We start from the raw sequence: 24,817 nt of genomic DNA, 5'->3' as shown, positions 1-24,817 counted from the left end.
TTCTTCCATCCCTCAAATCACCAAGCCTCACCTCAGTGCCCGACGATGGAAACGGAAACTGTTGCTCAGATCGAATTATTTGTTTGGAAATGACGAATTATTTGACCAGCATCGTTACTCCCCTGCCCCTCGGGTCTGTCACCGGTTCCGGGATACCGCCATTCACCTTGATCGCCTGAATATCACCATTGAAACCCTGGTTGACGAGATTGTAGCCCTTGGCGTCGAGATCCCTGGCTAACTGCCCCGTGATCGGAGAGTAAGGCTCCCAAAAAATGGTATTTGCCGGCAGCAATTGATGATGAAAGCGCATCGCGCTAACAGCATCCTTTAGCGGCAATTTGAAGTCATAGATATTGCTCACCACTTGAAAGATCGATGTAAAAATTCTAGGGCCACCCGGCGTGCCGATGACTAACGCGACCTTCCCGTCCTTCAGAAAAATGGTCGGAGACATCGAGGAAAGTGGTCTCTTTCCGGGCTCAATCGCGTTGGTGTCATTACCGACAACCCCCAACTGGTTGGGCACTCCGGCAAGGGCAGAGAAGTCATCCATCTCATCGTTGAGCAGTATTCCGGTTTTACCGGCAACCACTCCAGACCCGAAGAAGCCATTCAATGTGTAGGTGTTGGATACCGCGTTCCCCCATTTGTCGACAATCGAAAAATGCGTCGTTTCCGGTTTTTCCGGGAAGGTAATGTTCAAACCTGCGACTACTTTACTGGTGTCTGAGGTGGCCGAAACATTCACTTCCGCCGCCCGCCGCATTAGGTAATTCTCATCCACCAACTGTCTTACCGGAACCTTGTAGAAATCGGGATCGCCCAGGTACTGCGCTCGGTCGGCAAACACTCGCTTTTCGATTTCTGCTACGAGATGAATGTACTCTGGCGAGTTCAGCGGCACGCCACTAAAATCCGCGTTGCGCGCTTCTTTCATCTTCAATAGCTGAACCAGAGCGATCCCACCGGAGCTGGGCGGTGGCGCGGTCACCACCTGGAAACCATTCCAGTTTGCCTGTATCGGCTCTCGCCAAATGGCCTTGTAGTTCCGCAGGTCGGCTTCGCTGATAAGTCCGCCATGTTCCCTCATATCATTAACGATCAGTTCGGCAGTCTTGCCGGAATAAAAACCTGCAGTGCCGTGCTTCGCGATTCGTTTCAATACTGCTGCCAGTTCAGGCTGCTTAAAAAGCATGCCTGACTGCAACGCACCAAAATGCTCAGAGAAATTGGTTTTTCCAGCGAATCGCTGCTTATTTTCCGTTGCCGCCAAACCGGCTAGCATTTCATCAACTCGAAAGCCTGCATCTGCATAGTGGATTGCCGGCTCGACCAGCGCCTGCCAGCTGAGCTTGCCAAGACGCTGATGGGCTTCCCACAGACCGACGACCGTACCTGGGACGCCCACGGCCTTGTAGCCAAGCACGCTGCTTTGGGTGCTATCAGCAGGGATCACTTGACCATTGCCGGCGACGAACATGTCCCTGGTCGCCTTGATCGGTGCCCGCTCGCGGTAGTCAAGGAAGTAAGGTTTGCCCTCGTGATAGATCGTCATGAATCCACCACCGCCAATGTTCCCCGCTTCCGGATAGGTAACAGCTAGCGTGAATGCAATGGCCACCGCCGCATCGACGGCGTTGCCACCTTTGGCAAAGATGGCTTTGGCGGTTTCAGCCGCATAACGATCAGGTACTGCCACGGCAGAATGGGTCAACAGATGCGATTTAACAGTATTGCCTGAAGCGGCCTGAGCATTTCCCACGGTCAGGAAGCTGGCAAGTAAAACCGCACACAACAAAGCAAACTTACGGTGTGAATCGGGAAAGAATTCTTTGCGCATAAAGCACCTTATTTTTTTATTAATAATCGGCAGCAAAACGCGGAAATCCGAATTGATACAGTTAAGAAAAAATCTAACTGCACAGCTCAGAACCCGGCAAAGAGAACAGACATAAACATTTATTGTTGAATGGCGAAAACAGGAAGAGCCATAGACTTTTGATAGCCGATGACTCCTCATGAGTAACTATGCTTTCTGTGCTACGCGTTCGATTCGTGAAGGCTCAAGGGCCGCCTTCTCCCATTTGGCGATAACCAATGGTGCGATCGCATTACCCAGCACGTTCAACGTGGTTGTGCCGCTATCAATAATCCTAAAGATCCCCGCAATAAGCGCTACCCCTTCCAATGGAAGACCGGCAGACGCCAACGTCGCAGACAAAATAATGATGGCAAATCCAGGTACCCCGGCAGCACCTTTGGAGGTCAGCACCATTGTGACCACCAGCAGAATCTGCTGAGAAAGCGACAGGTCGATACCATAGAGTTGAGCGACAAAAATCGTAGCCACCCCAAGGAAAATCGACGCGCCATCCAAGTTGAATGCATAACCGACCGGAACCACAAAACTGACGATGCGGCGCGGAACGCCATAGCTTTCCAGCTTGGTCATCAACTGCGGCATAACCGCTGCCGATGCGGCACTCGAGAACGCAAGGATCAGCTCATTTCGGAAATACTTGATCAGCTTGAAAATGTTCTCGCCGATCAGATAGCAAATACCGCCGAGTACCACCAACGCAAAGACAATCAGCGCCAGGTAGACCACACCAATCAGCTTGAGCAAGGGCAATAGCGAGGCAAAGCCAAAGGTCGCAACGGTAGCGCCGATCATGCCAAATACGCCTATCGGAGCGTACGCCATGACGATTGAGACGACTTTGAACATCGCATCGGAAATACCCTGAACCACGGCGACCACTGGCGCGCTCTTCTCCCTGGGCAGCGAGTTCAATGCCATGCCGAACAACACGGCGAAGAACAGCACCGACAACAGCTTGGCTTCGGACATTGCCACAAATACGTTGTCCGGGACGATGTTCTGCACAATCACGAGAGCGCCCTTCGAAGGCTCCATCGTGATGGACGCAGCGCTATGCGTAATACCGGAAATATCAGTCCCTGTGCCAGGCTCGAAGATGTTCGCGAAACAAAGACCCATCACAATCGCCAAGCCGGTGATCGCAAAGAAATAGCCCAGCGACTTTGCGCCCATACGACCAAATGACTTGTTATCTCCGCCTCCCGCGATGCCCAGGATCATGCAACAGAACACGATCGGTACGACGACCATCTTCATCATCTTGATGAAGATATCGCCAAGCGGTTTCAGAATTTCTGCACTGACCCAAGATTGATACTGCGGATGGGTATTGAAATACCAACCGACGAGCACACCAAGCAACAGCCCGGCAATGATTTGCCACACCAAGGGAATACGTTTCATGTCTAGCCTTCTTGTTGGAATGAAAGGACTGCGTTAACTGGCAGTTGCTAGAGTCATGAGCTTCCAGCTCACTTGAGTTCAAATGGCACAACGCTGTTGTGCCAACACTTTTCTTATTTTGCGAAGAGCTGGCTCATATCCTTGAACGCCTTGAATTCRAGGGCGTTACCGCACGGGTCGAACAAGAACATGGTGGCTTGCTCGCCGACCTGCCCTTTGAAACGAATGTAGGGTTCGATCACAAACTCCGTGCCGAAAGACTTCAAGCGCTCGGCCAGCGCTTCCCATTCCTCCCAGCCCAGGATGATGCCGAAGTGCGGAACAGGTACGTCGTGGCCGTCTACCGGGTTGCTATGGACGCTTTCCTGGGAAGCGGTTTTGGGGTGTTCGTGAATAACCAGTTGGTGGCCATAAAAGTTGAAGTCGACCCACTGGTTGCTGGAGCGACCTTCTTCCAGGCCGAACACATCGCCGTAAAATGTGCGTGCGCCAGCGAGGTTGTAAACGGGGATTGCGAGGTGGAAAGGCGAGAGGCTCATCAGAACTCCAATACAGTTTTTTTGTTGGTGAAGGACGGAGCGTATGAATGCTGGCCGTTGGTTTTTCGCGACGCTTCAAGTTCCGCCGTCCCACCGACATCGGCTTATAGGCTCGGGCAGTTGCCGGGGGATAGACACATCGTAGGGCGGCCAACAAAGTAAAAAAATCAATATAATTTTCTTAGAAACACAATTAATATTTGTGAATGATTAAAGAACTCAAAACACTCATCGCCGTTGCACGGGAAGGTACGTTTGCCGCTGCCGGGAATAAAATCGGCCTCACCCAAGCAGCGGTGAGCGCCCAGATTCAGCGTCTGGAGGCCGAGCTCGGCTTTGAGATATTCGACAGGAAGGGACGCTCAGCCCACCTAAACAGGATGGGCCATCAAATACTCCTGCAAGCGCAAGAGCTGCTTCGGCTTTACGACAATCTGGGCTCCACCACGGTCGGACTTCCTGCGAGCGTTCTGGTGAACATCGGTGCTATCGCTTCCGTACAGCGCTCCTATCTTCCAGATGCACTAGCCAAGTTTCACCAACAATGCCCTCAATGCCGAACCCGCGTAATCCCGGGGCTATCGATGGAGTTGGTCAACCTCGTGGATGCCGGCGAAATCGACATGGCGGCAATTATTCGCCCGCCCTTCTCTCTTCAGAGCGATCTACGCTGGACGACCTTGGCGCTTGAGCCCTACCGGCTGATCGTTCCGCGTGAACTGCCAGGAGAAGATTGGTCAGCACTACTTTCCAGCGAACCGTTCATTCGGTATGACCGATCATCATTCGGGGGCAGGCAGGTGGATCGCTTCCTTCGGCACATGCATTTCACCTTGCGGGAGGTTTGCGAGCTGGATGAACTAGAGGCGATCATCAAGCTAGTGGCCAATGGCGTTGGTGTAGCGCTGGTGCCGCAGACAGCAACCCATCAGGAATGGCCCGTAGGTGTACGAGCGCTCGATCTCGGACAGCACACCTTCCACCGTGATATCGGGCTCGTACACAGGTCTCGACAGAGCTTTACCGAACCGGTGCGGATACTTGCCCAGCTTATAAGTGATCAAGTAAAAATTGGCTCCGAATAAATTCCGGGCAATAAAAAGCACCCGCGAGGGCCCTAGTTTGTATTCAATCCGAAATCACTTGGTCTGCCACGATTGAACGGTTGCTGAACCGTGCCCAGCATCGCCTTTCAGCGCTTCAGCGCGACAGCTTATTCTGCAGAGCAATCGGCCGATCACCGATATCGCGATTGCGACCGGCTTCTGTAGCGAACCGGGTTGCAAATAATCACCCCAGGTGTGGATTACCAGGCGTTGGTGATGGAGTCGATTTACGTCTTGATCGCTGCAGAGCACCTGTGTGAACTGGGTGCCGATGTGCTCATCCTGGGGTGCACAGAGCTACCCCTGGTGCTCGAGCATAGCGAATCCTGCATGATCAAAAATCATGAGGTTGCATTGGTCGACCCGACAACCATTTTGGCATTGAAGTGCATTCAGCTTGCCCGTGAAAACACGGACAAGCCTCAGTCACTGAGCAAGCAACAGTGTGTCGGTTGATAACAACGGAGCTACGTCAAAGACAGTGTTTCACAAGGTGATCTAACCCCTGCCCATTCACTCCTTGCTCGACTTGGGTATCGCTATACGGCTACTGGTCTTGACCTCGCGTAAAGCCAGACTGGACTGGATGGACGCAATACCCACCTGACGCCTGAGCACCTGCTCGATAAAGTCACTGTAGCTATCAAGATCCTCTGCCAACACTTGCAGCACGTAATCGGCATCCCCGGTGATCTTGTGACAGGACAACACTTCGGGCAATTGCGCAATCACCGCCTCGAAGGCGTCGGGAGCGTGATCGGCGTGGGTGGAAAAACGGATGTGCACGAACGCCATGATATCCAGCCCCAGCATTCGTCGATCAAGGTTCGCCTGATAGCCCTTGATCACGCCCGCCTCCTCCATTCTCTTACGCCGCCTCCAGCAAGGTGTCAGGCTTAACGACAAGCGCTCACTGAGCTCAGCGTTGGAAATACTCGCATCCTCCTGCAGCAATGCGAGGATTGCCAAGTCGGTATCGTCGAGGCTGATGCGTTTGGATAATTTTTTCTGCATGACGCCATTCCAGAGTAAAAACGCCCGAATAATCTACTAAACCACGAAAACAAAGCAAAGAAAGCGCATCCCGGCCGGAACAGAATATTTGCACTGGCTCACATTAACGGATGCGCAGAATGTTTACAGTTTTCAGTGATTCCCACCGCTTGCACCACGGCACCGAATTGAAAGACGGCGTGCTCAAGCCATCGTTCGAACAGCCCAGTCGGGCCGATACCGTCCATAAGCGTGTCCAGCAGGTAGGCCTTGGCCAGATCATCGAACCGCGAGCATTTGACCGGTCGTGCTACGTCAATGCGCACAGCGAGCGCTACGTCAGCTTTCTGGAAAGCGCCTGGTCAGAATGGTGCGCGACCGGGCGTACGCACGATGCCCTACCGCTGGTATGGCCAGTGCGTGACCTGTCCAACGAGCAAGTCCCGACGTTCATCGACGGCAAGCTCGGTTTCTACGCCATGGACGCCGGCTCCCCGATTACCGCGACCACTTGGCAAGCGGTGAAAACCAGTGCAGACATCGCCCTCACCGGCCTGGCACTGATCGATGAAGGCCATGACAGTGCCTTTGCCCTGTGCCGACCGCCCGGCCATCATGCAGCGCGCGAATACATGGGCGGCTATTGCTATCTCAACAACGCCGCCATTGCTGCACAGCAGGCCATTACCCAAGGTGCCAAACGTGTCGCCGTACTGGACGTCGACTTTCATCACGGCAACGGCACCCAGAACATTTTCTACAAGCGTAGTGACGTCATGTTTGTCTCGCTTCACGGCGAACCGGCGGTGTCCTACCCGTACTACTCAGGCTTCAGCCACGAAGTAGGCACAGGCCAAGGCGAAGGTTACAACCTGAACTATCCGATGCCGAAGAACACCACTTGGGAAAGTTATCGCAACGCCTTGCTCCACGCCTGTAAGAAACTCCAGCAATTTGGGCCTGAAGTGCTGGTTATTTCACTGGGCGTCGACACGTTCAAGGACGACCCCATCAGTCACTTCCTGCTGGAAAGTGAAGACTTCATCGGCATCGGAGAGCTGATCGCGAGCGTCGGCTGCCCCACTCTATTCGTCATGGAAGGCGGCTACATGGTCGATGAGATCGGGATCAATGCGGTCAACGTACTGCATGGCTACGAGAGCAAACGCGCCTGAGTCATCCATCCCCTGAATCGCAACGCTTCAACTATTGAATCGGAGAATAAAAACATGACTCTTTTTATAGACGTCGATCATGCTGCACGCCTGTTCGCCACGGTGGGAATCCGCCGGGCAATCCGCGAAATGGCCACTTATATCGAAGCGGACTATTTGCGCTGGGCGCAGTTTGATAAGTCGCCCCGTACCGCCAATCATTCGGCCGACGGTGTGATCGAGTTGATGCCCACCGACGATGGCCAACAGTACTCCTTCAAATACGTGAATGGTCACCCAGGCAACGGTCAAAGCAATTTGCTGACGGTCATGGCCTTCGGTGTCCTGGCCGATGTCCACAGTGGCTATCCAACCTTGCTCAGTGAACTGACGCTGACCACAGCCGTGCGCACTGCTGCTACCTCCGCCCTGGTTGCGCAGTCCCTGGCGCGCTCTGGTGCAAGCTCCATGGCAATCATCGGCAATGGCGCCCAGAGCGAATTTCAGGCTCTCGCCTTCCACGAAATGCTGTCCATCAAGGAAATCCGCATTTTCGATATCGATCGCGATGCTTCACTCAAGTTGAAGCACAACCTGGCCGCATTCCCGGGGATTGAAGTGATTCTGGCCAACTCGGTACAGGAAGCGGTCAAGGGTGCGCACATCGTCACCACTGTCACTGCAGACAAGGCCTATGCAACGATTCTGACGCCCGAGATGATCGAGCCCGGCATGCATATCAATGCCGTGGGTGGTGACTGCCCAGGGAAAACCGAACTGCACGCCGACATCCTGCGCAATGCCCGGGTCATCGTTGAATTCGAACCGCAAACCCGGATTGAAGGCGACATTCAACAGCTGGAAGCCGACTCTCCCGTCGTCGAATTCTTTCGGATTGTTCAGGGCGAAGTCCCAGGCCGCGAGAACGACGCACAGGTCACCGTGTTCGATTCGGTGGGTTTTGCCCTCGAAGACTTTTCGTCGCTGCGCTACGTGCACGATCTGGCGCGGGAGCATGCCATCGGTGAGCGCATCCATCTGGTGCCGACGCCTGCCAACATAAAAAACCTATACCAACTGCTTGATCAACCGCCAGCAATCGTCCCCTCACGCCTGCGCACAGTGAGCTGATAGCCATCGGTGATGCCTCTGAGCAAAGTGCCAAGGGGCTATTCACCGTGTGAGTGGACGACCAACCCTGCCGCCCGCAAACCACCACCGTCAGTAGCCGTTGCATCTCCAACAAGAACGCTAGACACCCACTTTTCTGCCAAAACTCAAAAACATAAAATCAAGAGGTTTTGTAATGAAATCGACTCCGTCCGAGCGGGTTGAACAGCCCGCGCTGCAGCGCACGCTCAGCAATCGTCACATTCAGTTAATGGCCATGGGAGGTGCCATCGGTACCGGTCTGTTTATGGGTTCCGGGAAGATCATCGCCCTCTCCGGCACGTCGATCATCCTCATCTATATGATCATCGGTCTGTTTGTCTACTTCGTCATGCGCGCCATGGGCGAAATGTTGCTTTCCAACTTGAACTTCAAAACCTTCGCGGATTTTGCCGGTGCCTATCTTGGCCCACGCGCAGCATTCTTTCTCGGCTGGTCATACTGGCTAAGCTGGAGCGTTGCAGTGATAGGTGATGCAGTCGTGGTGGGTGGATTTTTTCAGTATTGGTTCCCCGATGTACCCGCCTGGATACCGGCGATCGGCATGCTGATGACACTGTTCGCTTTGAACGTTCTGACTGTCAGGCTCTTCGGTGAAGTGGAGTTCTGGTTCGCGATCATCAAGATCATTGCCGTCGTCACCCTGATTGGCGTCAGTATGGTGATGATTGCCAGCTCCTTTGTATCACCCAGTGGCGTCACCGCATCCCTGAACCACTTGCTGGATAAACAGGCCGCCTTCCCCAACGGCTTGTTCGGTTTCTTTGCCGGGTTCCAGATGGCGATTTTCTCATTTGCGGGCACCGAGCTGATCGGCACCGCAGCCGCCGAAACGCGCTCCCCCGAAAAGACCCTGCCTAAAGCCATCAACTCGATTCCGCTGAGAATCATCCTGTTTTATGTGCTGGCACTGGCCTGCATTATTGCAGTGACTTCCTGGCAACAGGTTTCGCCCAACAAGAGCCCCTTCGTCGAGCTGTTTCTGGTTGCAGGGTTTCCCGCAGCAGCCGGTATCGTCAACTTTGTGGTGCTGACATCCGCCGCCTCATCGGCCAACAGTGGCGTATTTTCATCCAGTCGCATGCTGTTTGGACTGGCCAATCAGGACAACGCTCCGGGGATTTTCCGGCGTCTGTCGAGCAATAGCGTGCCTCTGCTGAGCCTGGCGTTCACCACACTGTTGATGCTGGTGGGCGTGTTGTTGCTGTTCATCGTTCCAGAAGTCATGACCGCATTCACCATCGTCTCTACCGTGTCGGCGATCCTGGTGATTTTCACCTGGTCGACCATTCTCGCGTCGTACATTGCCTATCGCAAAACTCGTCCTGAACTGCATGCGAAATCGATCTACAAGATGCCTGGCGGCGTGCCGATGGCCTGGTTTTCCTTGGGGTTTCTGGGTTTCGTTCTCTGTCTGCTGGCATTGAGACCCGACACCCGAATTGCCTTGATGGTCATGCCGGGGTGGTTCATATGGTTGGCAATTGCTTACCCGTTGACCTGTTCCAGAAAACCCAAACCCGCTGACGGTTCGGCAAATCAATACAGCTGATGTTCGCCTGGTGCCTTTCGGTGCCGATGAGTGAAGAGCGCGTCAGCGACGCAGCACTTCTGGGATGACTACAGGCTAAAGAGCCCCAACTGAAGGCCGTCATATTTCATTGACGGCCAACTCTACGGATGAACGATTCGGTTTGCTGACAAATGGTGAGACGCCGTAAGCAAAACTTCACCAGCTATCCTCAGTTAGTCGTACTGCTTCGATGGCCATCTCGATCCCCATGCAACGCCAGTGCGGGACAGCAAACTAGGCGAAGCTGGGTATCCAGATTCCAGTGGCTGAATGCATCGGAAAGCCAGGTATCGACCCATGCCTGTAAAACCCAATGGGTATTGTCTGCGTGGTGTTTCCGTAATCGCGCCAACTGTTGCGGCTCAACAAACTGGCGCTCGGCCTGACGAATTCCATCAAGCGTTGCAGCCTCAACGAATGTCTGCGCAGATTCAGTGATGATGCCCTGGCAATATTCTGGATACGCTGCAACGCAGCCAACCGCCATGACCAGGTTTACAAACCCTGAGATCATCTGGATGTAGTACTTTCATCAGGTCAACAGAACGGAAGCTGTTATGGAAAATAGCGCAGGCAAACGAGTTGTTGTCATTGGCGCAGGCATTGTGGGCGCGTCCTTGGCGTATCACCTGGCTGGCAAAGGCGCGAATGTCGTCTTGGTCGAGGCTGAAGGTATAGCGTCCGGGGCGACCGGAAGCTCATTCGCCTGGATCAACACCTCGCACAGCGGGCCCGATCCAATCGCAGAATTGCGTAGCGCCGCCACCCAGGAATACCGCCGCCTCCAATCCGAGCTACCGGGTCTGAAAGTGCGATGGACAGGCTCCCTGTCTTACAGCGCGAGCCTGGATAGAGAGCTGCAAGACTCAGGCAAACAGCCTTCGGCAACCCTGGTATCTCGCCCCCAGATACTCGGTCTTGAGCCGAACCTCAAGAATCCCCCTCAACATGCCTTGTATGGAGCTGAAGAAGGCGCACTGGATGCAGTGGCAGCAACTCACGCTTTGATCGCAGGAGCCCAGAATCATGGCGCGAAAGTTCTTACGCATACTCGGGTGCTTGGCTTTCCAACTCAGAACGCAAAGGTGACGGGAGTCGAAACCGTAACGGGGATCATCGATGCAGACATTGTCGTACTGGCAGCGGGGACAGGCATCACGAAGCTGACTGAGACGTTAAAGATGTCCCTTCCAATAGAGGCCTCTGCGGCAATACTCATCCGCTACAAGACACAACCCAATCTCGTGAACACCATCATCTCCAGCCCTCAAATGGAAGTAAGGCAAAGCACCGACGGTACGCTGCTGGCGGCGGAAGATTATTTGGGAGACTCCTTGGAAAACCAGCCAGTAGAGATAGCGCTACGAACTGCTCGGGCCATCCAGAACGAACTCTATGGGATTACTTCGATTGATCCGCAATTGGCTTGTGTCGGACTCAGGCCAATTCCTGTCGATGGCATACCCATCATCGGCTACCTACCCGATATCGGCGGAGTGTACGTTTGCGCAATGCATCCTGGCGTCACTCTGGCGGCGATTGTGGGCCGTCTTGCCAGCGAGGAGATAGTCGACAACAAGGCATCCTCGGCCCTTGGCTCGTGTCGTCCCGACCGATTCTTCCAGACATAAGATCACTTGTCTTTCTCGCAAGCCCGGTTCTCGCGAACAACAGCTTGAGTTCGAAACTGTACTTTTCCAGGCGAGTCCCTCAACGTGCTACCAGCGGAAGTAAGTCGATTCTGTTCAGTCGTGACAGACAGAAAACGGCCCAAAAGCCTTTGGCTGCCGTAAGGATTTATCCTTCTGACCGGCAGCCGATATCAGTAGCTTAGGGCATTTCAGATCCATCCCTTTTAGCCGGGGTCTTTACTGAAGAAACCGGTCGTTTGAGCAAACTCAACAAACCGCTTGTTTGCAACAGATAAGTATTCGTTCGCTCGCCAGCACAAACTGAAACTCATGGTCTGTGCCGGCTTGAACGGAATACCCAACATGCCGGGCACGCATTGTTGAATGGAACGCAGCAGCGTAGAGGCGCCCATTCCATCCATTGTTGCCTTGATGACCAGTGAGACGAAATTGGTTTGCAATGCTATTCGGTAGCGGGCTCCGGAAGCTTCGCAGAAGGCGTCGAACAGATGGCGTTGCAGGAATGTTTGGTCAAAAAGCACCATTTTTTCATCTTGCAGACGCCAGGCCTCGATAAAGGCTTCGCACGAAAGTGGGTGGCTATCGTTCATGCACATCACCATCTCGTCGGTGCCTAACAACACGGAATCCCATCCGCTCTCGACTCGACGAGATTCCAACAACGCGACGTCGATGTCACGGCTTTCCAGCCGCTGGCTGATGTCATCCGCACTGCCTTCAATCACCGTCATCACGATTCCTGGATATCGTTTACCAAAGGCGTTGAGCACCTGTGGAATGTAATTGATCCCGAACATTGGAGGCACGCCGAGTCGAATCTCACCACTGTGCAAATGCGCCATATCCCGTAGCTCTTGGCGTGCCATGTCCAATTCGAGCAAAGCGACTTCCACACGTGCAAGAAAGCTTTGTCCTTCAGCCGTCACAGTGATTTGTCGTGCCGCGCGGTTGAAAAGCGTAACGCCCAACTCCTCCTCCAAGCGAGTGATGGCCATGCTCAGTGCTGGTTGGGCGATATGCAGGCTTTGCGCAGCTTTGGTGAAGCTACCTTGCCGCGCGACCTCTACGCAGCACATCAATGCTTTGAGATTCATGCCGGTCGTACTCGGTTCGAAACCAAAAGCATAACAATTAGTGATGAAATTAATCACAACATAATATTTTTCGTGATGATGGTGGCCCGTTAACATACTTGCGATTACTTCATTGTCGCCTTCTTGAGACCGCCGTCATGACCTTAAATGGATTTTCCTAGATGCCAATCCGTGGCAGTAAAAGCCAATCCTATGAAGGCGAAGGATGGTTCAGGTAGATGACTCGTTTTTTTCAAAGATGGATGTGTACCTAATGCTCAAGTTCAATGCTCATCTCGGCTTTCAATTCAACGACCTGCCTTTTCTGCAGCGTATCGAAGCTGCTGCCGCTGCTGGATTTCGGGCGGTGGAGTTTCCCTCTCCTTATGAATTTGACGCCAGTAACTTAGCCGCTCATTTGACTCAGTACTCTCTTCCTCTGATCCAGTTCGCTGCACCGGCCGGAGTCACCAAAGGCATTGCTGCCCTGCGAGGCAAGGAAGAAGAGTTTCGTGCAGGTTTGGCCTTGGCCGCCCGGTATGCAAAGGTGTTGGATTGTTCGAATGTGCACATCATGTCTGGGATTACGGCACAAGTTGAGGCTACACCTAGCTTCGTGAGCAACCTGGAATATGCAGTCAAATACTTTGAAGATCAGGGGTTGCGGCCCCTGATTGAAGTGATCAGCCCAAAGGAAATCCCGGGGTACTACATGTCTGATTTCAGCAAGGCGCAACGGGTGCTGGAGACCTTCCCGAGTATTGGGCTGATTCTCGACCTTTACCATGCACAGCTTTTGACCGGAGACGCTGCAGGTGTTCTGGCTCGGTTTTATGACCGAACCGTCCATGTGCAGATTGCGGACTGCCCAGGTCGCCACGAACCGGGTACAGGCATAATCAATTTTGCTGAATTGTTCGCGACTCTGGAGCATCGTGGTTACGCAGGATGGATCGGGTGTGAATACCGTCCTTCCAGCACTACTGTTGCAAGCTTAGGCTGGCTCAAGACGCAATTGCTTAGCGCTTGAGTGAGCCGCGTTACTTTGATGCACTCCACAGATGGAGTGTTTTCAGAAGCGCTTGATGAGGCTATCGTTCAGCGATACGGTGCTGGCAAAACCCTCAAGTGTCCAGGTGCGTAAAGCACGTAGAAGCGATTGGGAGCCGACGCGCGAATAGCCCATCATGGCCCTGCATCGAATCGATGCCGAAGTCAGAGGCCGAATATACGTGTGCAGTCGGCACGGGCGCCAAAGCGAAGGAAGCTTCCCAACGAGGAGGAGTCCATATACGGTCACTGCTCGCATTAAAGAAACCGCGAAATATTCGCCATCGCACGCGTTATGTAAATGTCCTTCTCCCCCACTGGGGCAACGTAATGAAGCGCACTGCGTGCGGCCTCGATACCTGCAAGACGTGAGATGAACCAGGCGGCCAGATAATGCGACGACAAGCACCCGCCAGCGGTTGCGACATTGCCCTTGGCCACGAACGGTTGATTGAGCACTGCCACGCCAGCCTCCTCAACCCAAGGCTTGGTGATCAGATCCGTGCAGGCCGGAACGTCGTCCAGCAGGCCCAGCTTTGCAAGTATGAGCGTGCCCGAGCACTGGGCGCCCAGGAGTTGGCGCGCAGGATCAAGCTTCAGGCGAGACATCAGCGCGGCATTCGCGACGACGTCCCGGGTCATTCTCCCACTACCCACCAGCACAGCGTCCGCGCCACATGCGTCCTCCAACGACATCTGCGCCTCGATCATCAGGCCGTTCATCGACAGCACCTTGTCCGTGGGGCTGGCGATAGACACTCGCCAACCAGGCTGTTGAACCCGGTTGAGGATGCCGAACGAGATGAGCGAATCAAGTTCGTTGAAACCTTCGAAGGTAAGGATGGCGATGTGCATTATGAGCCTCGTACCAGTGAAATCTTGTGGCCCATCGTAAAATCCAACAACCAATACATTCAACAAATTGTAATGGATACACTTTGACTCTCTACAGCAATATGGCAGTAACAATCTGCATCACCGACTCCCGATAAAGATCTACGCTCTGTACTGATTACAAACGTGGTCACAGGCGAATCTGATGGCATTCATCGACACATACGTAAAAGAAATTCTCGGTCTTGAGGTCGTTCTGTTCCATGCGCGTAGTCGTCTGGAAGCAGAGACAGACAGCGAGGCCTTGCACGATTTAAGGATCGCCGTCAGACGAATCCGAAGTCTGCTAACGCCATTGCGCTCATTGAAGGAAATGACCGTACTTCGCGAGGCTGCCACCGAGGCGGGTCGGCTGACGACACCGGCGCGGGATCTGGAAGTAATGGCCAGCGAACTTGAGCTTCAGGGCATGCCTGAAGCGGCGGCCACCAGGCGTTCTCGCTTAAAAACAGATTATCGAAAATTACTCAATGATCCCGCGCTGGATGGATTGTTCGTAGCCTTGGATCAATGGCCTTCTGCATTCAGGGCATCAGAGCCAGGCAATGATTCAAGGGTAATGAAACAGGTCATCGTCAAGGCGCTGACCAAGCAAATCGATAAGCTCCATCGCGCTTTGGACGATGAGCAGTTTGACCGGCACGAGTTACGAATTTTGGTAAAGCGCACTCGCTACCTTACCGAAGCATTCCCACAATTGTCCCCGCTGTCGACGACGGCGGCGAAATCCTTGAAGGCGGTGCAATCGGCACTGGGATCATGGCATGACCATTTCCAGTGGTGCCTCAAGGTAAAACTTGAGCCTGACCTTAAGCCGCTGGAGCACCTGTGGGCGGAGGCTTCCATCGGCGAACTTCGACAAGCCGAGGACGAAATGCAAAAACTGAAAATGCTGCTTCCAAAAATCTCAGGCAAAAAAATGGCCGTCCCAAAGGCGGCCAAGAAAACAGGAGTTGATTCGAAGTAAGAGCTATCGATTGCGCGCGAGTTATCGTACTGGCATTTCGATTTCAATTTTATGTTCAGCGCACGGAATCAGATGCGGAACCAAGGCGTGCCATCCCATCGTCAGACGCTGAAGTTTCAACCTTGCTCTTGCGATCAACCGGCTCTTTCCAAAGCGGAAAACAGGCTGATAAATTCCAATGAAAGCTTATGGCGTGGCGCCAGGTGGATCATGGGTACCGTCGCTTCATGGGACTCACGCATTTTGACCGAGCTACTCAAATAATCAGGTAACACGGGCAAGCCTTCGGCCACCAACTCGTCGATCAGCATCTGGTGCAAGCTGGCACGTGCCACAAATTGGTTGACCACCACACCTTCCACGATCAGCGACTCATTATGGTCAGCTTGCAACTCAGCCACTTGCGCGATGACGTTGTAGAGCGCCTGACGAGAAAAGCTGTCGCAATCGAATGGAATCAGCACACGGTCGGCGGCGATCAGTGCGCTGAACGTGTAGAAATTCAGGGACGGCGGCGTATCGATATAAATACGTTCGTAATCTTCGGAAAGCTCCACCAGCAAGCGGCGCAGCTTGTTGATCTTGAATTTGGACTCAAGCTTTGACTGCAGGTCGGCAAGCTCGTGGCTGGCCGTGACCAGGTGCAGATTGTCGTAGCGAGTATTAGTGATAGCCACCCGATTCTTTTTGCTGGCCGGGCCGCCGGATAAGGTTTGCTTGAAAAAATCGGCAATCCCCATGGGGATATCATCGCCTGTCAGCCCTGTCAGGTATTGAGTCGAGTTAGCCTGAGGATCGAGATCCACCAGCAACGTCCTGTAGCCTTCGGCAGCACTGACAGCCGCGAGATTGCAGGCGATGCTTGATTTGCCAACGCCTCCTTTTTGATTGAACACAGCTCGACGCATGAGGGAGGTAACCTGAAAAAGATCTCCCTCGATCATAGGATTGAAACATTTCAGTAATATTTCTACGCGACAATTTTGTTTCATTTTTAAGACAGCGGCTGCCATGCCCTGACTGCGTCACCCGACTGCAGTTAACAAGAGGCGTGTCTGTACTTACGGCAATACAAGGAGGTCGACGATGCAATGCTCGCCGGATGAAATACGCCACCAGATCCTGGATGCCGAACCCCTGTTGAAACGACTCGATATCGAGATGGAAGGGATTCAGTTTGATCCGCTGGTGCCTTCAAGCGTCACTGCTGCCTACGCCAAGGTAGATCGGGTGATTGAGCATCTGTTGGCCCGGTTCAAAGCAAACCCCATCCTTGGGCCGTTAACCAAAGAGCTGAAGTCCCAGTACCTTGACGGAATTCAAGACAAGGTAGCGAATGCCAGAAGGTTCGAATGATGTCTTGTTGGATGACTAAACCAACATAAAACTGAAAACGACTGAAAGCATTGATCTAGAGCCTCTGTTTCATTTTGATACGTCTTCAAAATGCATTACTCTCTGACGCACTAAACGCAAAGGGACTGTGCCAATGAATGTCAAAATCGAAGTGAATGAGCAAGGAAGCGGATGCAAGGTCTGGCTCGACGACAAAGCTGTGTCATTTCAGAACCTGGAAGAAGCGCAGGCCTATGTTGCTCAGCTGCAAGGGCGTATTGAGGCAGCATCCAGTTCGTTCGCTTTGAGGGATAAGGGCTCTGAAAACACCTAAGTGCCGTACAGATGCAGCGCATCAACGCAGGTGCTGGTTGTCGAAGCAGTACCTGCCCCATGCCGCGCTCGCTACGCTTACTGCATTGCGGTAGCGATCATGTTCAGCCCAATCATCCTCGTTAGAGGGGTACGGCGTGGATTCGATGTGCTTGCGATACGCGGTGTAGGCATCTGCAAAATCCTGTTCAAGTCGCTGAGATTCAATCCGATAGTCGCTGCCCATTGGTAGACACTCCCAGGTTCGATACTCGTTCAACGTGGACGCTAACCAGCGGCGTGAGTTGCCAAGTTATGGCCCGAGTCAGACGCGAAGTGTTTGAGCAACGACCTGATTGCCCCCCGAACAGAACGCTTGTCCAAATCCTTTGCGCTGAACCAGCGGCAATCATCAATCTCGTTGCAGGCACAAGGCTTCTGATTGAACGTCCGCCGGGCCTCGAACAAAAAATGAATGACCTTGTCGTCCTCGTACTCACAGACATAAGAGATTTGATCGATAGCCAATCCTGTCTCCTCTGCCATCTCCCGTAAGGCCGCTTGCAAAGGCGTCTCGCCCTGTTCAACGCGTCCACCCGGTAGATTCCACTTGGCGTTGCGTTTGCGCACAAAAAGGATTTGCTCATCCTGGCGTAGGATGACTGTCGCCCGTCGTTTAAGGTCTTTGAAATTCGCGTCAGTGGAGTGCTGGCTGCCCATGAGTGATGCCTTCAATCTGTCCCTTGGCGAGGTAAGTCAAATCACGCACGGATCAATGACTCTAAAACCATCCTCCCTCATGTAGGTGTCAATATCATGACCGACACCTCACTCTAACGGGCAACTGCCATTCCAAGCGGAAGGCGCGCTCGCGAATATGTACCTACAAAACACTGCAGACTTTCTCGATGCCATCAATTGGAGATAATGAGTCAGAAACGTCCACCGATGTTTCGGTAACGTGACCCTGGTTTGACGTGAGCGCGTATCTACTTCTTCGCCCGCCGGTGAAGACGTCACGCAAACTTGATGGATCCGCCTTGGATATCGTCCCGCGCCATTCGCAAGTCATTGGCGTCTTGGTTGAGCCGATGAATCAGGTTGAGTAACCGCTGGCGAAGCACTTCGTCTTGCAGTTGCTCGGCCGCACGCATCACATCCAGCGCCGCGCTCTCATTGTTGGTGGCGACAGCGTCGAGCAGTTTGCGCATGGTTCTTGATGGCCGATTCATCTCCAACCCTCCCAGGTTTCGGTGGTGCGAATCATATGGCCGGAATGTTTCGTTAGTGTTTCAGCTGCACGGACTGGTAGTGCTGGAAGACCAGACACCAACCCGCGCTCTACGGCTATCTCACCGCATCAAGGCCGACGCAGCGAACTTCGCCTACGGGGCATCGAAGGACTCTATAGATCTCAGAAATAACCTGCATCGTTGCGTCTTCGATCGTTCCTTCATTACGGCATAAAACCCAGCCGTGATCTGCAATCGCTCGTTCGAACGCCTTGGTACAAGCGACATGTTCTTCCAGCTTATGGATCACAGTACTGCTCAGCCCACGCCGTCGTGCCGCTGCCCTCGCCCATGAAATATCAGGGGCGGTGACAACCCCGACATGCAGGTCTGGCACTCGCACGTTTCGATCGATGTTCAACTGTAGAATCTCTGCAAACGGGACTATCCGGCGAAACGCGGCATCAGACGGGTACCAGCGATCGATCAAGATAATGCTGCCTGGTGGCTGTTTAGCCAGCACGTGCCGGGAAATCCAGGAACGGCTATCAGCAAAGCGCTCACAAATCTCCAACTCCAAATCCCGGGTGGGATTTCTGACGAGTTTGTTAACGAGGGTCATTGTTTCACCCCTATAGGGATCGCTTTTTCTCTCGCAAAGTCGGATCACTTTTTTGTTGTCTGCCCTCAGTACTTTCGTAACGGCCTCCAACAGTGTGGTTTTGCCGGCTCCCTTGGGCCCATCCAGAGAAACAAACAGCGGACGATTCATTCTTCAAACAACGATTGATATACGGTTTTTTTGCCCTGTTCGTTCGGTGGAACCGCTTGGCGCGACTACGCGAATCGAGTGGAGGGATCCCTTATGAACAGACATTGATGAACACTCTAACCCGGTTTCTGGCTAACGGGCCTCAAAATCCAGGGTTACAGCCGCTTATGTGGACGGAACCTCTACTTGTTCACTTGCGAATGAATGGGTGAAGGCCTTACAGAGGCTAATCCGTTGCGCGCCATCAAGCAGGAAGCCTTAAGCCTGGTCCAATCATCCCCATTTGGCCGCCAGTGTTCATTAGTAAGTGTTCAACGCGGTGAACAATCAAACCGAGGCTTTTAAATCCACGCCCAGTGCCTGGGCAAATGCCTTCACCAAGGGGCTGCGCACAGTGTTATGGCGCAGGATCAGACTGAACGGCGTGACGATGTTGATCAGGTCCGGGCACACCGCGCGAAACTCTCCCCGCGCCACCATTGGCGCGGCGTAGTGCTGGGGCAGGAACCCCAGGAAACGACCCGTCTTGATCAACAGCGCAACAGCCTCCACCTGGGTTGCCGAGGCGGAAAAGCTGTCGTAGTGGGCAAATTTCAGTTTGTCGCGATGAATCGCGTAGCGATGGTTGATGCACTCGTAATCCTTGAGCACATTACCGCCCATGTCCGCGTCCGCCATGGAGAACAGCGGGTGGCCGAGCGCGCAGTAAACCTCCGAGCGTTCTTCGTATAGCTCGTAATAATCAAACTCTTCGCGCTTTTGATAAACCGGCACAATTCCCGCCACCAACCGCCCCTCGACGACACCTCTTTCAACCTCATCAAGTTGCGTTGCCTGCAGTTGAAATCGGACCTTGGGAGATTGTTCGTTAATACGTCTAAGTGCGGCAACTAACGGCGAATTTGCGTCAGAGATTGTGTTATCAATAACCCCCACACCAAGATCACCGACAAGTTCGTTTTGCGCTGAACTAAGGCGGTCGCGAAAGTTGTCGACCGAGGCAAATAAGTCTATCGACGCCTGATACACCAGACGCCCTTCTTCCGTCAGGTGAAAGCCCTCTCGCCCCCGCGTGCAAAGGCGCATGCCGATACGGATTTCCAGGTCGGAAATCTGTTTGCTGATGGCTGCCAGCCCCACATTCAGCTCATTTTGCGCGGCGCTGAAGCCACCCGCCTCGACCACGGCCTTGAACACTTTGAGCAGTTTGAAGTCCAGCCCACTGAGGGCCAGCGGTGCCCGTTGCAGCGTTTTCGGCGGCGGGTTTCCGGAATTGGAAAGTGGGGTTTCCATAATGCTTATTTACCTCTGGCGCCCTATTCAACAATCTGTGCCCAACAACAAAAACATCGTTGGCCTAATAATAATGAACACAGAAAACCAGGCTTGGCAACCGCCAATAAATCCCGAACATCAGTGCCAAACCACTGATCTCAAAACATTAAAAGCTGACACTTCGATCAGCTCTCGCAACGATGCAACTGCCCTCTTGAAAACTGCTCTGGCCTGATTTCGTTCGCTGACTTTTTAGCGACGTTGCGGCCCGGCATACCCATTTCAGTTCGCGATACCGACGAGGAAAACAACAATGTCACAAACCACCGACCGTCTCTGGGGTGCTCGCTTCAAAAGCGGCCCGTCCGAAGCCTTGGCGGCCCTGTCCCGTTGCCCTGAGCGTTACTTCCGGCTCACCCCGTACGACCTCGCCGGCTCCAAGGCCCATGCCCGGGAACTGCAGCGCGCCGGACTGCTGAGCGAGCAAGAAACCCAGACCATGCTCGACGCCCTGGAACGTATCGGCGCTGACTTCCGCGCCGGCAGCATCGCCCCGACCCTGGACGACGAAGACGTCCACACCTTCATCGAGCGCCTGCTGACCGAGCGCCTTGGCGCCCTCGGCGGCAAGCTGCGCGCCGGTCGTTCGCGTAACGACCAGACCGCCAACGACCTGCGGCTGTTCCTGCGTGACCACGTGCGCACCCTGGCCGTTGAAGTGCTGGCCTTGCAGCAGGCGCTGGTGGACCAGGCCGAGCAACACATCGAGAGCATCTGCCCCGGCTTCACCCACCTGCAGCAGGCACAACCGATCGTGTTTGCTCATCACCTGCTGGCCCACGCCCAGTCGATGCTGCGCGACGTGCAGCGCCTGGTGGACTGGGACGCGCGCACTTCGCTGTCGCCACTCGGTGCGGCGGCCATGGCTGGCTCGGCTATCGCTCGTTTACCTGAGCAATCGGCAAAAGAAATGGGCTACAGCGGTGTTTGCGAAAACTCCATCGACGCCGTGGCCAGCCGCGATCACGTCGCCGAGTTCCTGTTCATCGCCAGCATGCTTGGCATCAACATCTCGCGCCTCGCCGAAGAGTTTTGCCTGTGGTCGTCGCGGCAATTCCGCTGGGTCGCGCTGGACGATGCCTACGCCACTGGCAGCTCGATCATGCCGCAGAAAAAGAATCCGGACATCGCCGAACTGGCGCGGGGCAAGGCGGGTCGCCTGATCGGCAACCTGACCGGCCTGTTGTCCACCCTCAAATCCCTGCCGCTGTCTTACAACCGCGACTTGAGCGAAGACAAGAACGGCGTGCTCGACAGCGTCGACACCCTGCTGCTGGTGCTGCCGGCCATGGCCGGAATGGTTGCGACCATGACAGTCAACGTCGAAGAGCTGCGTCGCCAGGCACCGCTGGGTTTCACCCTCGCTACCGAAGTCGCCGACTGGCTGGCGGTGCGCGGCGTGCCGTTCAAGGAAGCTCACGAAATCACCGGTGCGCTGGTCAAGGCCTGCGAGAAACACGACGTCGAATTGTGGGAAGCCTCCCCGGCACTGCTGGCGGAAATCGACCCGCGCCTCACACCGGAAGTACGCGAAAGCCTGACCCTCGAAGCCGCCATCGCCGCCCGCAGCGGCTGGGGCGGGACCGCGCCACAACAGGTGCGTGAACAGATCGGCCGGCTGAAAACCGCCCTCGCCGCCCAGCAGCAATGGACCGAGGACTATCAGGGCTTCCGCCTCTGAAGCAGCACACAAAACCTGTGGGAGCGAGCTTGCTCGCGATTACGGTTTCACATTCAACACCAACGTGGACTGACCCACCGCTATCGCGAGCAAGCTCGCTCCCACAGGGATAGCGTTGAAACCGAGTTCGGAGAAACAACATGAGCCAGACACAGGCAGAACGACTCCAGGCGGAGCGCAAACTGGCGGAAAACCAGTTCGACATCACCCAGTACGATCATGTGCCCCGGCGTTACTACGGGCGGATTTTCTTCGCCACGGTGATCGTCATCGCGATCATCGGCCTGGTGCGCGCCTTTGCCGAAGGCAAGATCGAATGGTCGTACATCGGCCAGTTCCTCACCTCCCAGGCGATCATGTGGGGCTTGCTCAACACCATCGTCATGGCGGTGCTGGCGATGGCGCTGGGCATCGTGTTCGGCGTGATCACTGCGATCATGCGCATGTCGGCCAACCCGATCCTGCGCTATGTGGCGCTGACCTACACCTGGCTGTTTCGCGGTACGCCGCTGATTCTGCAACTGCTGTTGTGGTTCAACCTGGCGCTGATCTTTCCCACCATCGGCATCCCCGGCCTGTTCGAAATGGACACCGTGAGCCTGATGACCCCATTCGTCGCGGCCCTGCTCGGCTTGAGCATCAACCAGGGCGCGTACACCGCCGAAGTGGTGCGCGCCGGCCTGCTCTCGGTGGACACCGGGCAGTATGAAGCCGCCAAGTCGATCGGCATGCCGCGCCTGCAAGCACTGCGCCGGATCATCCTGCCCCAGGCCATGCGCATCATCATTCCGCCAGTGGGCAACGAGTTCATCGGCATGGTGAAAATGACCTCGCTGGCGAGCGTCATCCAGTACTCGGAACTGCTCTACAACGCCCAGAACATCTACTACGCCAACGCCCGCGTGATGGAGCTGCTGATCGTCGCCGGCATCTGGTACCTGGCCACCGTCACCGTCCTGTCCTTTGGTCAAAGCCGTCTGGAGCGTCGTTTCGCCCGCGGCGCCGGCAAGCGTTCCTGAGGAGCCGCACATGAGAAGCATCGTCAAGGCCGTGAGCCTGAACAAATATTACGACCAGTTCCACGCACTCAAGGACATCAACATCGAAGTCGAGCAAGGTGAAGTGCTGTGCATCATCGGCCCGTCCGGCTCCGGCAAGAGCACCCTGCTGCGCTGCGTCAACCAGCTGGAAAAGATCGACAAGGGCGGCCTTTGGGTCGACGGCGAACTGGTGGGCTACCGGATCGTCGGCAACAAGCTGCACGAACTCAACGAAACGCAGATCGCCCGCCAACGCCTGTCCACCGGCATGGTGTTCCAGCGTTTCAACCTGTTCCCGCACATGACCGTGCTGCAAAACATCATCGAAGGGCCGTGCCAGGTGCTCAAGCGTTCACCCAAAGAGGCGAATGAAGAAGCCCTGGAATTGCTCGCCCGCGTCGGCCTGGCCGACAAACGCAACAGCTACCCGATCGAACTGTCGGGTGGTCAGCAGCAACGCGTCGCCATTGCTCGTGCATTGGCCATGCGCCCCAAGTTGATGCTGTTCGATGAACCCACTTCGGCACTCGACCCGGAACTGGTCGGTGAGGTGCTGTCGGTGATGCGCGATCTGGCGCAGACCGGCATGACCATGATCGTCGTCACCCATGAACTGGGCTTCGCTCGCGAGGTTTCCAACCGCATGGTGTTCATGGACGGCGGGCAGATCGTGGAGGCTGGAAGCCCCGAAGAAATACTAATAAGTCCGCAAAACCCTCGCACCCAAAGCTTCATTTCTGCCGTTCGAACCTAAGGGCCTGGCTCGAAAATCAAGAGCCGCCTCACAACACTCATAAGAGAACGACCATGAAGAACTTCGTTATTCCAGCAGTACTCGCCGGCGTTATGGCATCCGGCTTCACTTTCGCTGCCGAATTGCCGGCCAGCATCAAGGCCAGGGGCGAGGTCGTTGTGGCGATCATGCCGAACTACCCGCCGATGGACTTCAAGGACCCGGCCACCAACACCCTCACCGGCCTCGACGTTGACCTGGGCAACGCCTTGGCCGAACGTCTGGGTGTGAAGATCAAATGGCAGGAAACCGGTTTCGAGCAAATGATCAACGCCCTGACCACCGACCGCGTCGACATGGTGATGTCGGGCATGACCGACACCGCCGAGCGTCAGGCCAGTGTGACCTTCGTCGACTACTTCACCAGCGGTCCGCAGTTCTACACCTTGCAGAAAAACAAGGACACGAACGAGATCATCGACCTGTGCGGCAAGAAAGTCGGCACCAGCCGACGTACCACCTTCCCGGCGGAAATCGCCGAGTGGAGCAAGGCCAACTGCGAAGCCGACGGTAAGCCTGCGATCAACGTGATCGGCACTGAAGGCTCGGCAGACGCCCGCGCGCAACTGCGTCAAAGCCGTATCGACGCGGCCATGCAGGGCAGCGAAACCCTGCCGTACCTCAAGACCCAGGAAAAGGACATGTACAAAACCGTGGGCCTGCCGATTTCCAAGCAGTTCACCGGGCTGGGCGTGAGCAAGAAAAAACCTGAGCTGAGTGAAGCGGTGAAAGTGGCGATGCAGAGCATGGTCGATGACGGCAGTTACCAGGCGATCCTGAAGAAGTGGGATCTGGAACTGGGTGCGATCAAGACGGTGACGGTGAACGCTGGCAAATAATCGCACAGACGACCTCAT

At 54.7% G+C, this 24,817-nt stretch carries 26 protein-coding genes and 1 pseudogene; 14 read left to right on the top strand and 13 right to left on the bottom strand.

From position 1 onward, the window contains the following. Window positions 1–97: 97 nt before the first annotated feature. The 3 genes from ggt to AC1DRN_RS17030 all read right to left on the bottom strand — a co-directional run bounded on the left by ggt (window position 98) and on the right by AC1DRN_RS17030 (window position 3,828). On the bottom strand, window positions 98–1,843 hold the full coding sequence (gene ggt, locus AC1DRN_RS17040) for a gamma-glutamyltransferase (RefSeq protein ID WP_457266364.1): 1,746 nt from the start codon (window positions 1,841–1,843) through the stop codon (window positions 98–100). Between the two features lie 186 nt (window positions 1,844–2,029). Next, entirely contained in the window at window positions 2,030–3,289 is a 1,260-nt protein-coding gene (locus AC1DRN_RS17035) for a cation:dicarboxylate symporter family transporter (RefSeq protein ID WP_457266365.1), read from the bottom strand. A gap of 113 nt (window positions 3,290–3,402) precedes the next feature. Then, complete coding sequence (locus tag AC1DRN_RS17030; protein ID WP_223462272.1) at window positions 3,403–3,828, bottom strand: VOC family protein; 426 nt, start codon at window positions 3,826–3,828, stop codon at window positions 3,403–3,405. Window positions 3,829–4,034: 206 nt separating this feature from the next. On the opposite strand from AC1DRN_RS17030, the gene AC1DRN_RS17025 reads away from it, so the two are divergent. Beyond that, window positions 4,035–4,913 carry a LysR family transcriptional regulator gene (locus AC1DRN_RS17025; RefSeq protein ID WP_223462271.1) on the top strand — a complete coding sequence of 293 codons (879 nt, stop codon included), beginning with the start codon at window positions 4,035–4,037 and terminating at the stop codon, window positions 4,911–4,913. A gap of 186 nt (window positions 4,914–5,099) precedes the next feature. Next, window positions 5,100–5,390, top strand: a pseudogene (locus tag AC1DRN_RS17020) (cysteate racemase); the annotation flags it as partial. Between the two features lie 57 nt (window positions 5,391–5,447). Here the strand turns inward: AC1DRN_RS17020 and AC1DRN_RS17015 are convergent. Then, window positions 5,448–5,948, bottom strand: a complete 501-nt coding sequence (locus AC1DRN_RS17015) for an Lrp/AsnC family transcriptional regulator (RefSeq protein ID WP_056724899.1) — start codon at window positions 5,946–5,948, stop codon at window positions 5,448–5,450. A 119-nt stretch (window positions 5,949–6,067) separates the two neighbouring features. Between AC1DRN_RS17015 and AC1DRN_RS17010 the strand changes: the two genes are divergently transcribed. The 3 genes from AC1DRN_RS17010 (at window position 6,068) to AC1DRN_RS17000 (ending at window position 9,803) form a co-directional block, all read left to right on the top strand. Further along, entirely contained in the window at window positions 6,068–7,102 is a 1,035-nt protein-coding gene (locus AC1DRN_RS17010) for a histone deacetylase family protein (protein WP_223462270.1), read from the top strand. A gap of 54 nt (window positions 7,103–7,156) precedes the next feature. After that, window positions 7,157–8,212: an ornithine cyclodeaminase gene (locus AC1DRN_RS17005; protein ID WP_223462269.1), complete on the top strand. Its 1,056-nt coding sequence runs from the start codon at window positions 7,157–7,159 to the stop codon at window positions 8,210–8,212. Between the two features lie 175 nt (window positions 8,213–8,387). After that, the gene (locus tag AC1DRN_RS17000; RefSeq protein WP_457266226.1) at window positions 8,388–9,803 is read left to right on the top strand and encodes an amino acid permease; all 1,416 of its coding nucleotides are present in this window, start codon (window positions 8,388–8,390) and stop codon (window positions 9,801–9,803) included. 190 nt (window positions 9,804–9,993) lie between these two features. Here AC1DRN_RS17000 and AC1DRN_RS16995 read toward each other — a convergent pair whose 3' ends face one another. After that, window positions 9,994–10,338: a hypothetical protein gene (locus AC1DRN_RS16995; protein WP_457266225.1), complete on the bottom strand. Its 345-nt coding sequence runs from the start codon at window positions 10,336–10,338 to the stop codon at window positions 9,994–9,996. Between the two features lie 43 nt (window positions 10,339–10,381). Here AC1DRN_RS16995 and AC1DRN_RS16990 point away from each other — a divergent pair, with 43 nt between their 5' ends. Further along, window positions 10,382–11,455 carry an NAD(P)/FAD-dependent oxidoreductase gene (locus AC1DRN_RS16990; RefSeq protein ID WP_457266224.1) on the top strand — a complete coding sequence of 358 codons (1,074 nt, stop codon included), beginning with the start codon at window positions 10,382–10,384 and terminating at the stop codon, window positions 11,453–11,455. 224 nt (window positions 11,456–11,679) lie between these two features. Here AC1DRN_RS16990 and AC1DRN_RS16985 read toward each other — a convergent pair whose 3' ends face one another. Continuing rightward, the gene (locus tag AC1DRN_RS16985) at window positions 11,680–12,570 is read right to left on the bottom strand and encodes a LysR family transcriptional regulator (RefSeq protein WP_223462266.1); all 891 of its coding nucleotides are present in this window, start codon (window positions 12,568–12,570) and stop codon (window positions 11,680–11,682) included. A gap of 253 nt (window positions 12,571–12,823) precedes the next feature. Between AC1DRN_RS16985 and AC1DRN_RS16980 the strand changes: the two genes are divergently transcribed. Continuing rightward, complete coding sequence (locus AC1DRN_RS16980) at window positions 12,824–13,579, top strand: hydroxypyruvate isomerase family protein (RefSeq protein ID WP_457266223.1); 756 nt, start codon at window positions 12,824–12,826, stop codon at window positions 13,577–13,579. Window positions 13,580–13,857: 278 nt separating this feature from the next. Here the strand turns inward: AC1DRN_RS16980 and AC1DRN_RS16975 are convergent, their stop codons facing one another. After that, window positions 13,858–14,454 (bottom strand): DJ-1/PfpI family protein, encoded by a 597-nt coding sequence (locus tag AC1DRN_RS16975; protein ID WP_457266222.1) that lies wholly within the window; start codon window positions 14,452–14,454, stop codon window positions 13,858–13,860. Between the two features lie 184 nt (window positions 14,455–14,638). On the opposite strand from AC1DRN_RS16975, the gene AC1DRN_RS16970 reads away from it, so the two are divergent. Next, the gene (locus AC1DRN_RS16970) at window positions 14,639–15,460 is read left to right on the top strand and encodes a CHAD domain-containing protein (protein WP_457266221.1); all 822 of its coding nucleotides are present in this window, start codon (window positions 14,639–14,641) and stop codon (window positions 15,458–15,460) included. Between the two features lie 134 nt (window positions 15,461–15,594). Here the strand turns inward: AC1DRN_RS16970 and AC1DRN_RS16965 are convergent, their stop codons facing one another. Next, on the bottom strand, window positions 15,595–16,368 hold the full coding sequence (locus AC1DRN_RS16965; RefSeq protein WP_457266229.1) for a ParA family protein: 774 nt from the start codon (window positions 16,366–16,368) through the stop codon (window positions 15,595–15,597). A gap of 178 nt (window positions 16,369–16,546) precedes the next feature. Between AC1DRN_RS16965 and AC1DRN_RS16960 the strand changes: the two genes are divergently transcribed. Beyond that, a complete protein-coding gene (locus AC1DRN_RS16960; protein WP_223462261.1) occupies window positions 16,547–16,816 on the top strand; it encodes a hypothetical protein in 270 nt (89 codons plus the stop codon). Between the two features lie 133 nt (window positions 16,817–16,949). After that, window positions 16,950–17,129, top strand: a complete 180-nt coding sequence (locus tag AC1DRN_RS16955; protein ID WP_223462260.1) for a hypothetical protein — start codon at window positions 16,950–16,952, stop codon at window positions 17,127–17,129. Window positions 17,130–17,150: 21 nt separating this feature from the next. On the opposite strand, the gene AC1DRN_RS16950 is transcribed toward AC1DRN_RS16955, so the two are convergent. The 5 genes from AC1DRN_RS16950 to AC1DRN_RS16930 form a co-directional block, all read right to left on the bottom strand. Then, on the bottom strand, window positions 17,151–17,354 hold the full coding sequence (locus AC1DRN_RS16950) for a hypothetical protein (protein ID WP_223462259.1): 204 nt from the start codon (window positions 17,352–17,354) through the stop codon (window positions 17,151–17,153). A 41-nt stretch (window positions 17,355–17,395) separates the two neighbouring features. Continuing rightward, entirely contained in the window at window positions 17,396–17,827 is a 432-nt protein-coding gene (locus AC1DRN_RS16945) for an NUDIX hydrolase (protein WP_223462258.1), read from the bottom strand. Between the two features lie 296 nt (window positions 17,828–18,123). Continuing rightward, a complete protein-coding gene (locus tag AC1DRN_RS16940; RefSeq protein ID WP_223462257.1) occupies window positions 18,124–18,339 on the bottom strand; it encodes a hypothetical protein in 216 nt (71 codons plus the stop codon). Between the two features lie 115 nt (window positions 18,340–18,454). Next, the gene (locus AC1DRN_RS16935; protein WP_223462256.1) at window positions 18,455–19,111 is read right to left on the bottom strand and encodes a dTMP kinase; all 657 of its coding nucleotides are present in this window, start codon (window positions 19,109–19,111) and stop codon (window positions 18,455–18,457) included. Between the two features lie 327 nt (window positions 19,112–19,438). After that, window positions 19,439–20,404 carry a LysR family transcriptional regulator gene (locus AC1DRN_RS16930; RefSeq protein WP_223462255.1) on the bottom strand — a complete coding sequence of 322 codons (966 nt, stop codon included), beginning with the start codon at window positions 20,402–20,404 and terminating at the stop codon, window positions 19,439–19,441. Window positions 20,405–20,699: 295 nt separating this feature from the next. Between AC1DRN_RS16930 and argH the strand changes: the two genes are divergently transcribed. The 4 genes from argH (at window position 20,700) to AC1DRN_RS16910 (ending at window position 24,799) form a co-directional block, all read left to right on the top strand. Beyond that, window positions 20,700–22,127, top strand: a complete 1,428-nt coding sequence (gene argH, locus AC1DRN_RS16925; RefSeq protein ID WP_457266220.1) for an argininosuccinate lyase — start codon at window positions 20,700–20,702, stop codon at window positions 22,125–22,127. A 140-nt stretch (window positions 22,128–22,267) separates the two neighbouring features. After that, on the top strand, window positions 22,268–23,146 hold the full coding sequence (locus AC1DRN_RS16920; protein ID WP_057396441.1) for an amino acid ABC transporter permease: 879 nt from the start codon (window positions 22,268–22,270) through the stop codon (window positions 23,144–23,146). A gap of 10 nt (window positions 23,147–23,156) precedes the next feature. Next, entirely contained in the window at window positions 23,157–23,921 is a 765-nt protein-coding gene (locus AC1DRN_RS16915) for an amino acid ABC transporter ATP-binding protein (RefSeq protein WP_008001408.1), read from the top strand. A gap of 53 nt (window positions 23,922–23,974) precedes the next feature. Further along, entirely contained in the window at window positions 23,975–24,799 is an 825-nt protein-coding gene (locus AC1DRN_RS16910; protein WP_457266219.1) for an ABC transporter substrate-binding protein, read from the top strand. Window positions 24,800–24,817 lie beyond the last annotated feature (18 nt).

It is taken from the genome of Pseudomonas sp. P5_B3, assembly GCF_056400405.1.
This window is presented reverse-complemented; position numbering and strand designations above follow the sequence as displayed.

Excerpts from the sequence above, each read along its gene's own strand:
- ggt (WP_457266364.1), bottom strand. The coding sequence starts at position 1,843 with ATGCGCAAAGAATTCTTTCCCGATTCACACCGTAAGTTTGCTTTGTTG.
- AC1DRN_RS17035 (WP_457266365.1), bottom strand. The coding sequence starts at position 3,289 with ATGAAACGTATTCCCTTGGTGTGGCAAATCATTGCCGGGCTGTTGCTT.
- AC1DRN_RS17025 (WP_223462271.1), top strand. The coding sequence starts at position 4,035 with ATGATTAAAGAACTCAAAACACTCATCGCCGTTGCACGGGAAGGTACG.
- AC1DRN_RS17015 (WP_056724899.1), bottom strand. The coding sequence starts at position 5,948 with ATGCAGAAAAAATTATCCAAACGCATCAGCCTCGACGATACCGACTTG.
- AC1DRN_RS17010 (WP_223462270.1), top strand. The coding sequence starts at position 6,068 with ATGTTTACAGTTTTCAGTGATTCCCACCGCTTGCACCACGGCACCGAA.
- AC1DRN_RS17005 (WP_223462269.1), top strand. The coding sequence starts at position 7,157 with ATGACTCTTTTTATAGACGTCGATCATGCTGCACGCCTGTTCGCCACG.
- AC1DRN_RS17000 (WP_457266226.1), top strand. The coding sequence starts at position 8,388 with ATGAAATCGACTCCGTCCGAGCGGGTTGAACAGCCCGCGCTGCAGCGC.
- AC1DRN_RS16995 (WP_457266225.1), bottom strand. The coding sequence starts at position 10,338 with ATGATCTCAGGGTTTGTAAACCTGGTCATGGCGGTTGGCTGCGTTGCA.
- AC1DRN_RS16990 (WP_457266224.1), top strand. The coding sequence starts at position 10,382 with ATGGAAAATAGCGCAGGCAAACGAGTTGTTGTCATTGGCGCAGGCATT.
- AC1DRN_RS16985 (WP_223462266.1), bottom strand. The coding sequence starts at position 12,570 with ATGAATCTCAAAGCATTGATGTGCTGCGTAGAGGTCGCGCGGCAAGGT.
- AC1DRN_RS16980 (WP_457266223.1), top strand. The coding sequence starts at position 12,824 with ATGCTCAAGTTCAATGCTCATCTCGGCTTTCAATTCAACGACCTGCCT.
- AC1DRN_RS16975 (WP_457266222.1), bottom strand. The coding sequence starts at position 14,454 with ATGCACATCGCCATCCTTACCTTCGAAGGTTTCAACGAACTTGATTCG.
- AC1DRN_RS16970 (WP_457266221.1), top strand. The coding sequence starts at position 14,639 with ATGGCATTCATCGACACATACGTAAAAGAAATTCTCGGTCTTGAGGTC.
- AC1DRN_RS16965 (WP_457266229.1), bottom strand. The coding sequence starts at position 16,368 with ATGCGTCGAGCTGTGTTCAATCAAAAAGGAGGCGTTGGCAAATCAAGC.
- AC1DRN_RS16960 (WP_223462261.1), top strand. The coding sequence starts at position 16,547 with ATGCAATGCTCGCCGGATGAAATACGCCACCAGATCCTGGATGCCGAA.
- AC1DRN_RS16955 (WP_223462260.1), top strand. The coding sequence starts at position 16,950 with ATGAATGTCAAAATCGAAGTGAATGAGCAAGGAAGCGGATGCAAGGTC.
- AC1DRN_RS16950 (WP_223462259.1), bottom strand. The coding sequence starts at position 17,354 with ATGGGCAGCGACTATCGGATTGAATCTCAGCGACTTGAACAGGATTTT.
- AC1DRN_RS16945 (WP_223462258.1), bottom strand. The coding sequence starts at position 17,827 with ATGGGCAGCCAGCACTCCACTGACGCGAATTTCAAAGACCTTAAACGA.
- AC1DRN_RS16940 (WP_223462257.1), bottom strand. The coding sequence starts at position 18,339 with ATGAATCGGCCATCAAGAACCATGCGCAAACTGCTCGACGCTGTCGCC.
- AC1DRN_RS16935 (WP_223462256.1), bottom strand. The coding sequence starts at position 19,111 with ATGAATCGTCCGCTGTTTGTTTCTCTGGATGGGCCCAAGGGAGCCGGC.
- AC1DRN_RS16930 (WP_223462255.1), bottom strand. The coding sequence starts at position 20,404 with ATGGAAACCCCACTTTCCAATTCCGGAAACCCGCCGCCGAAAACGCTG.
- argH (WP_457266220.1), top strand. The coding sequence starts at position 20,700 with ATGTCACAAACCACCGACCGTCTCTGGGGTGCTCGCTTCAAAAGCGGC.
- AC1DRN_RS16920 (WP_057396441.1), top strand. The coding sequence starts at position 22,268 with ATGAGCCAGACACAGGCAGAACGACTCCAGGCGGAGCGCAAACTGGCG.
- AC1DRN_RS16915 (WP_008001408.1), top strand. The coding sequence starts at position 23,157 with ATGAGAAGCATCGTCAAGGCCGTGAGCCTGAACAAATATTACGACCAG.
- AC1DRN_RS16910 (WP_457266219.1), top strand. The coding sequence starts at position 23,975 with ATGAAGAACTTCGTTATTCCAGCAGTACTCGCCGGCGTTATGGCATCC.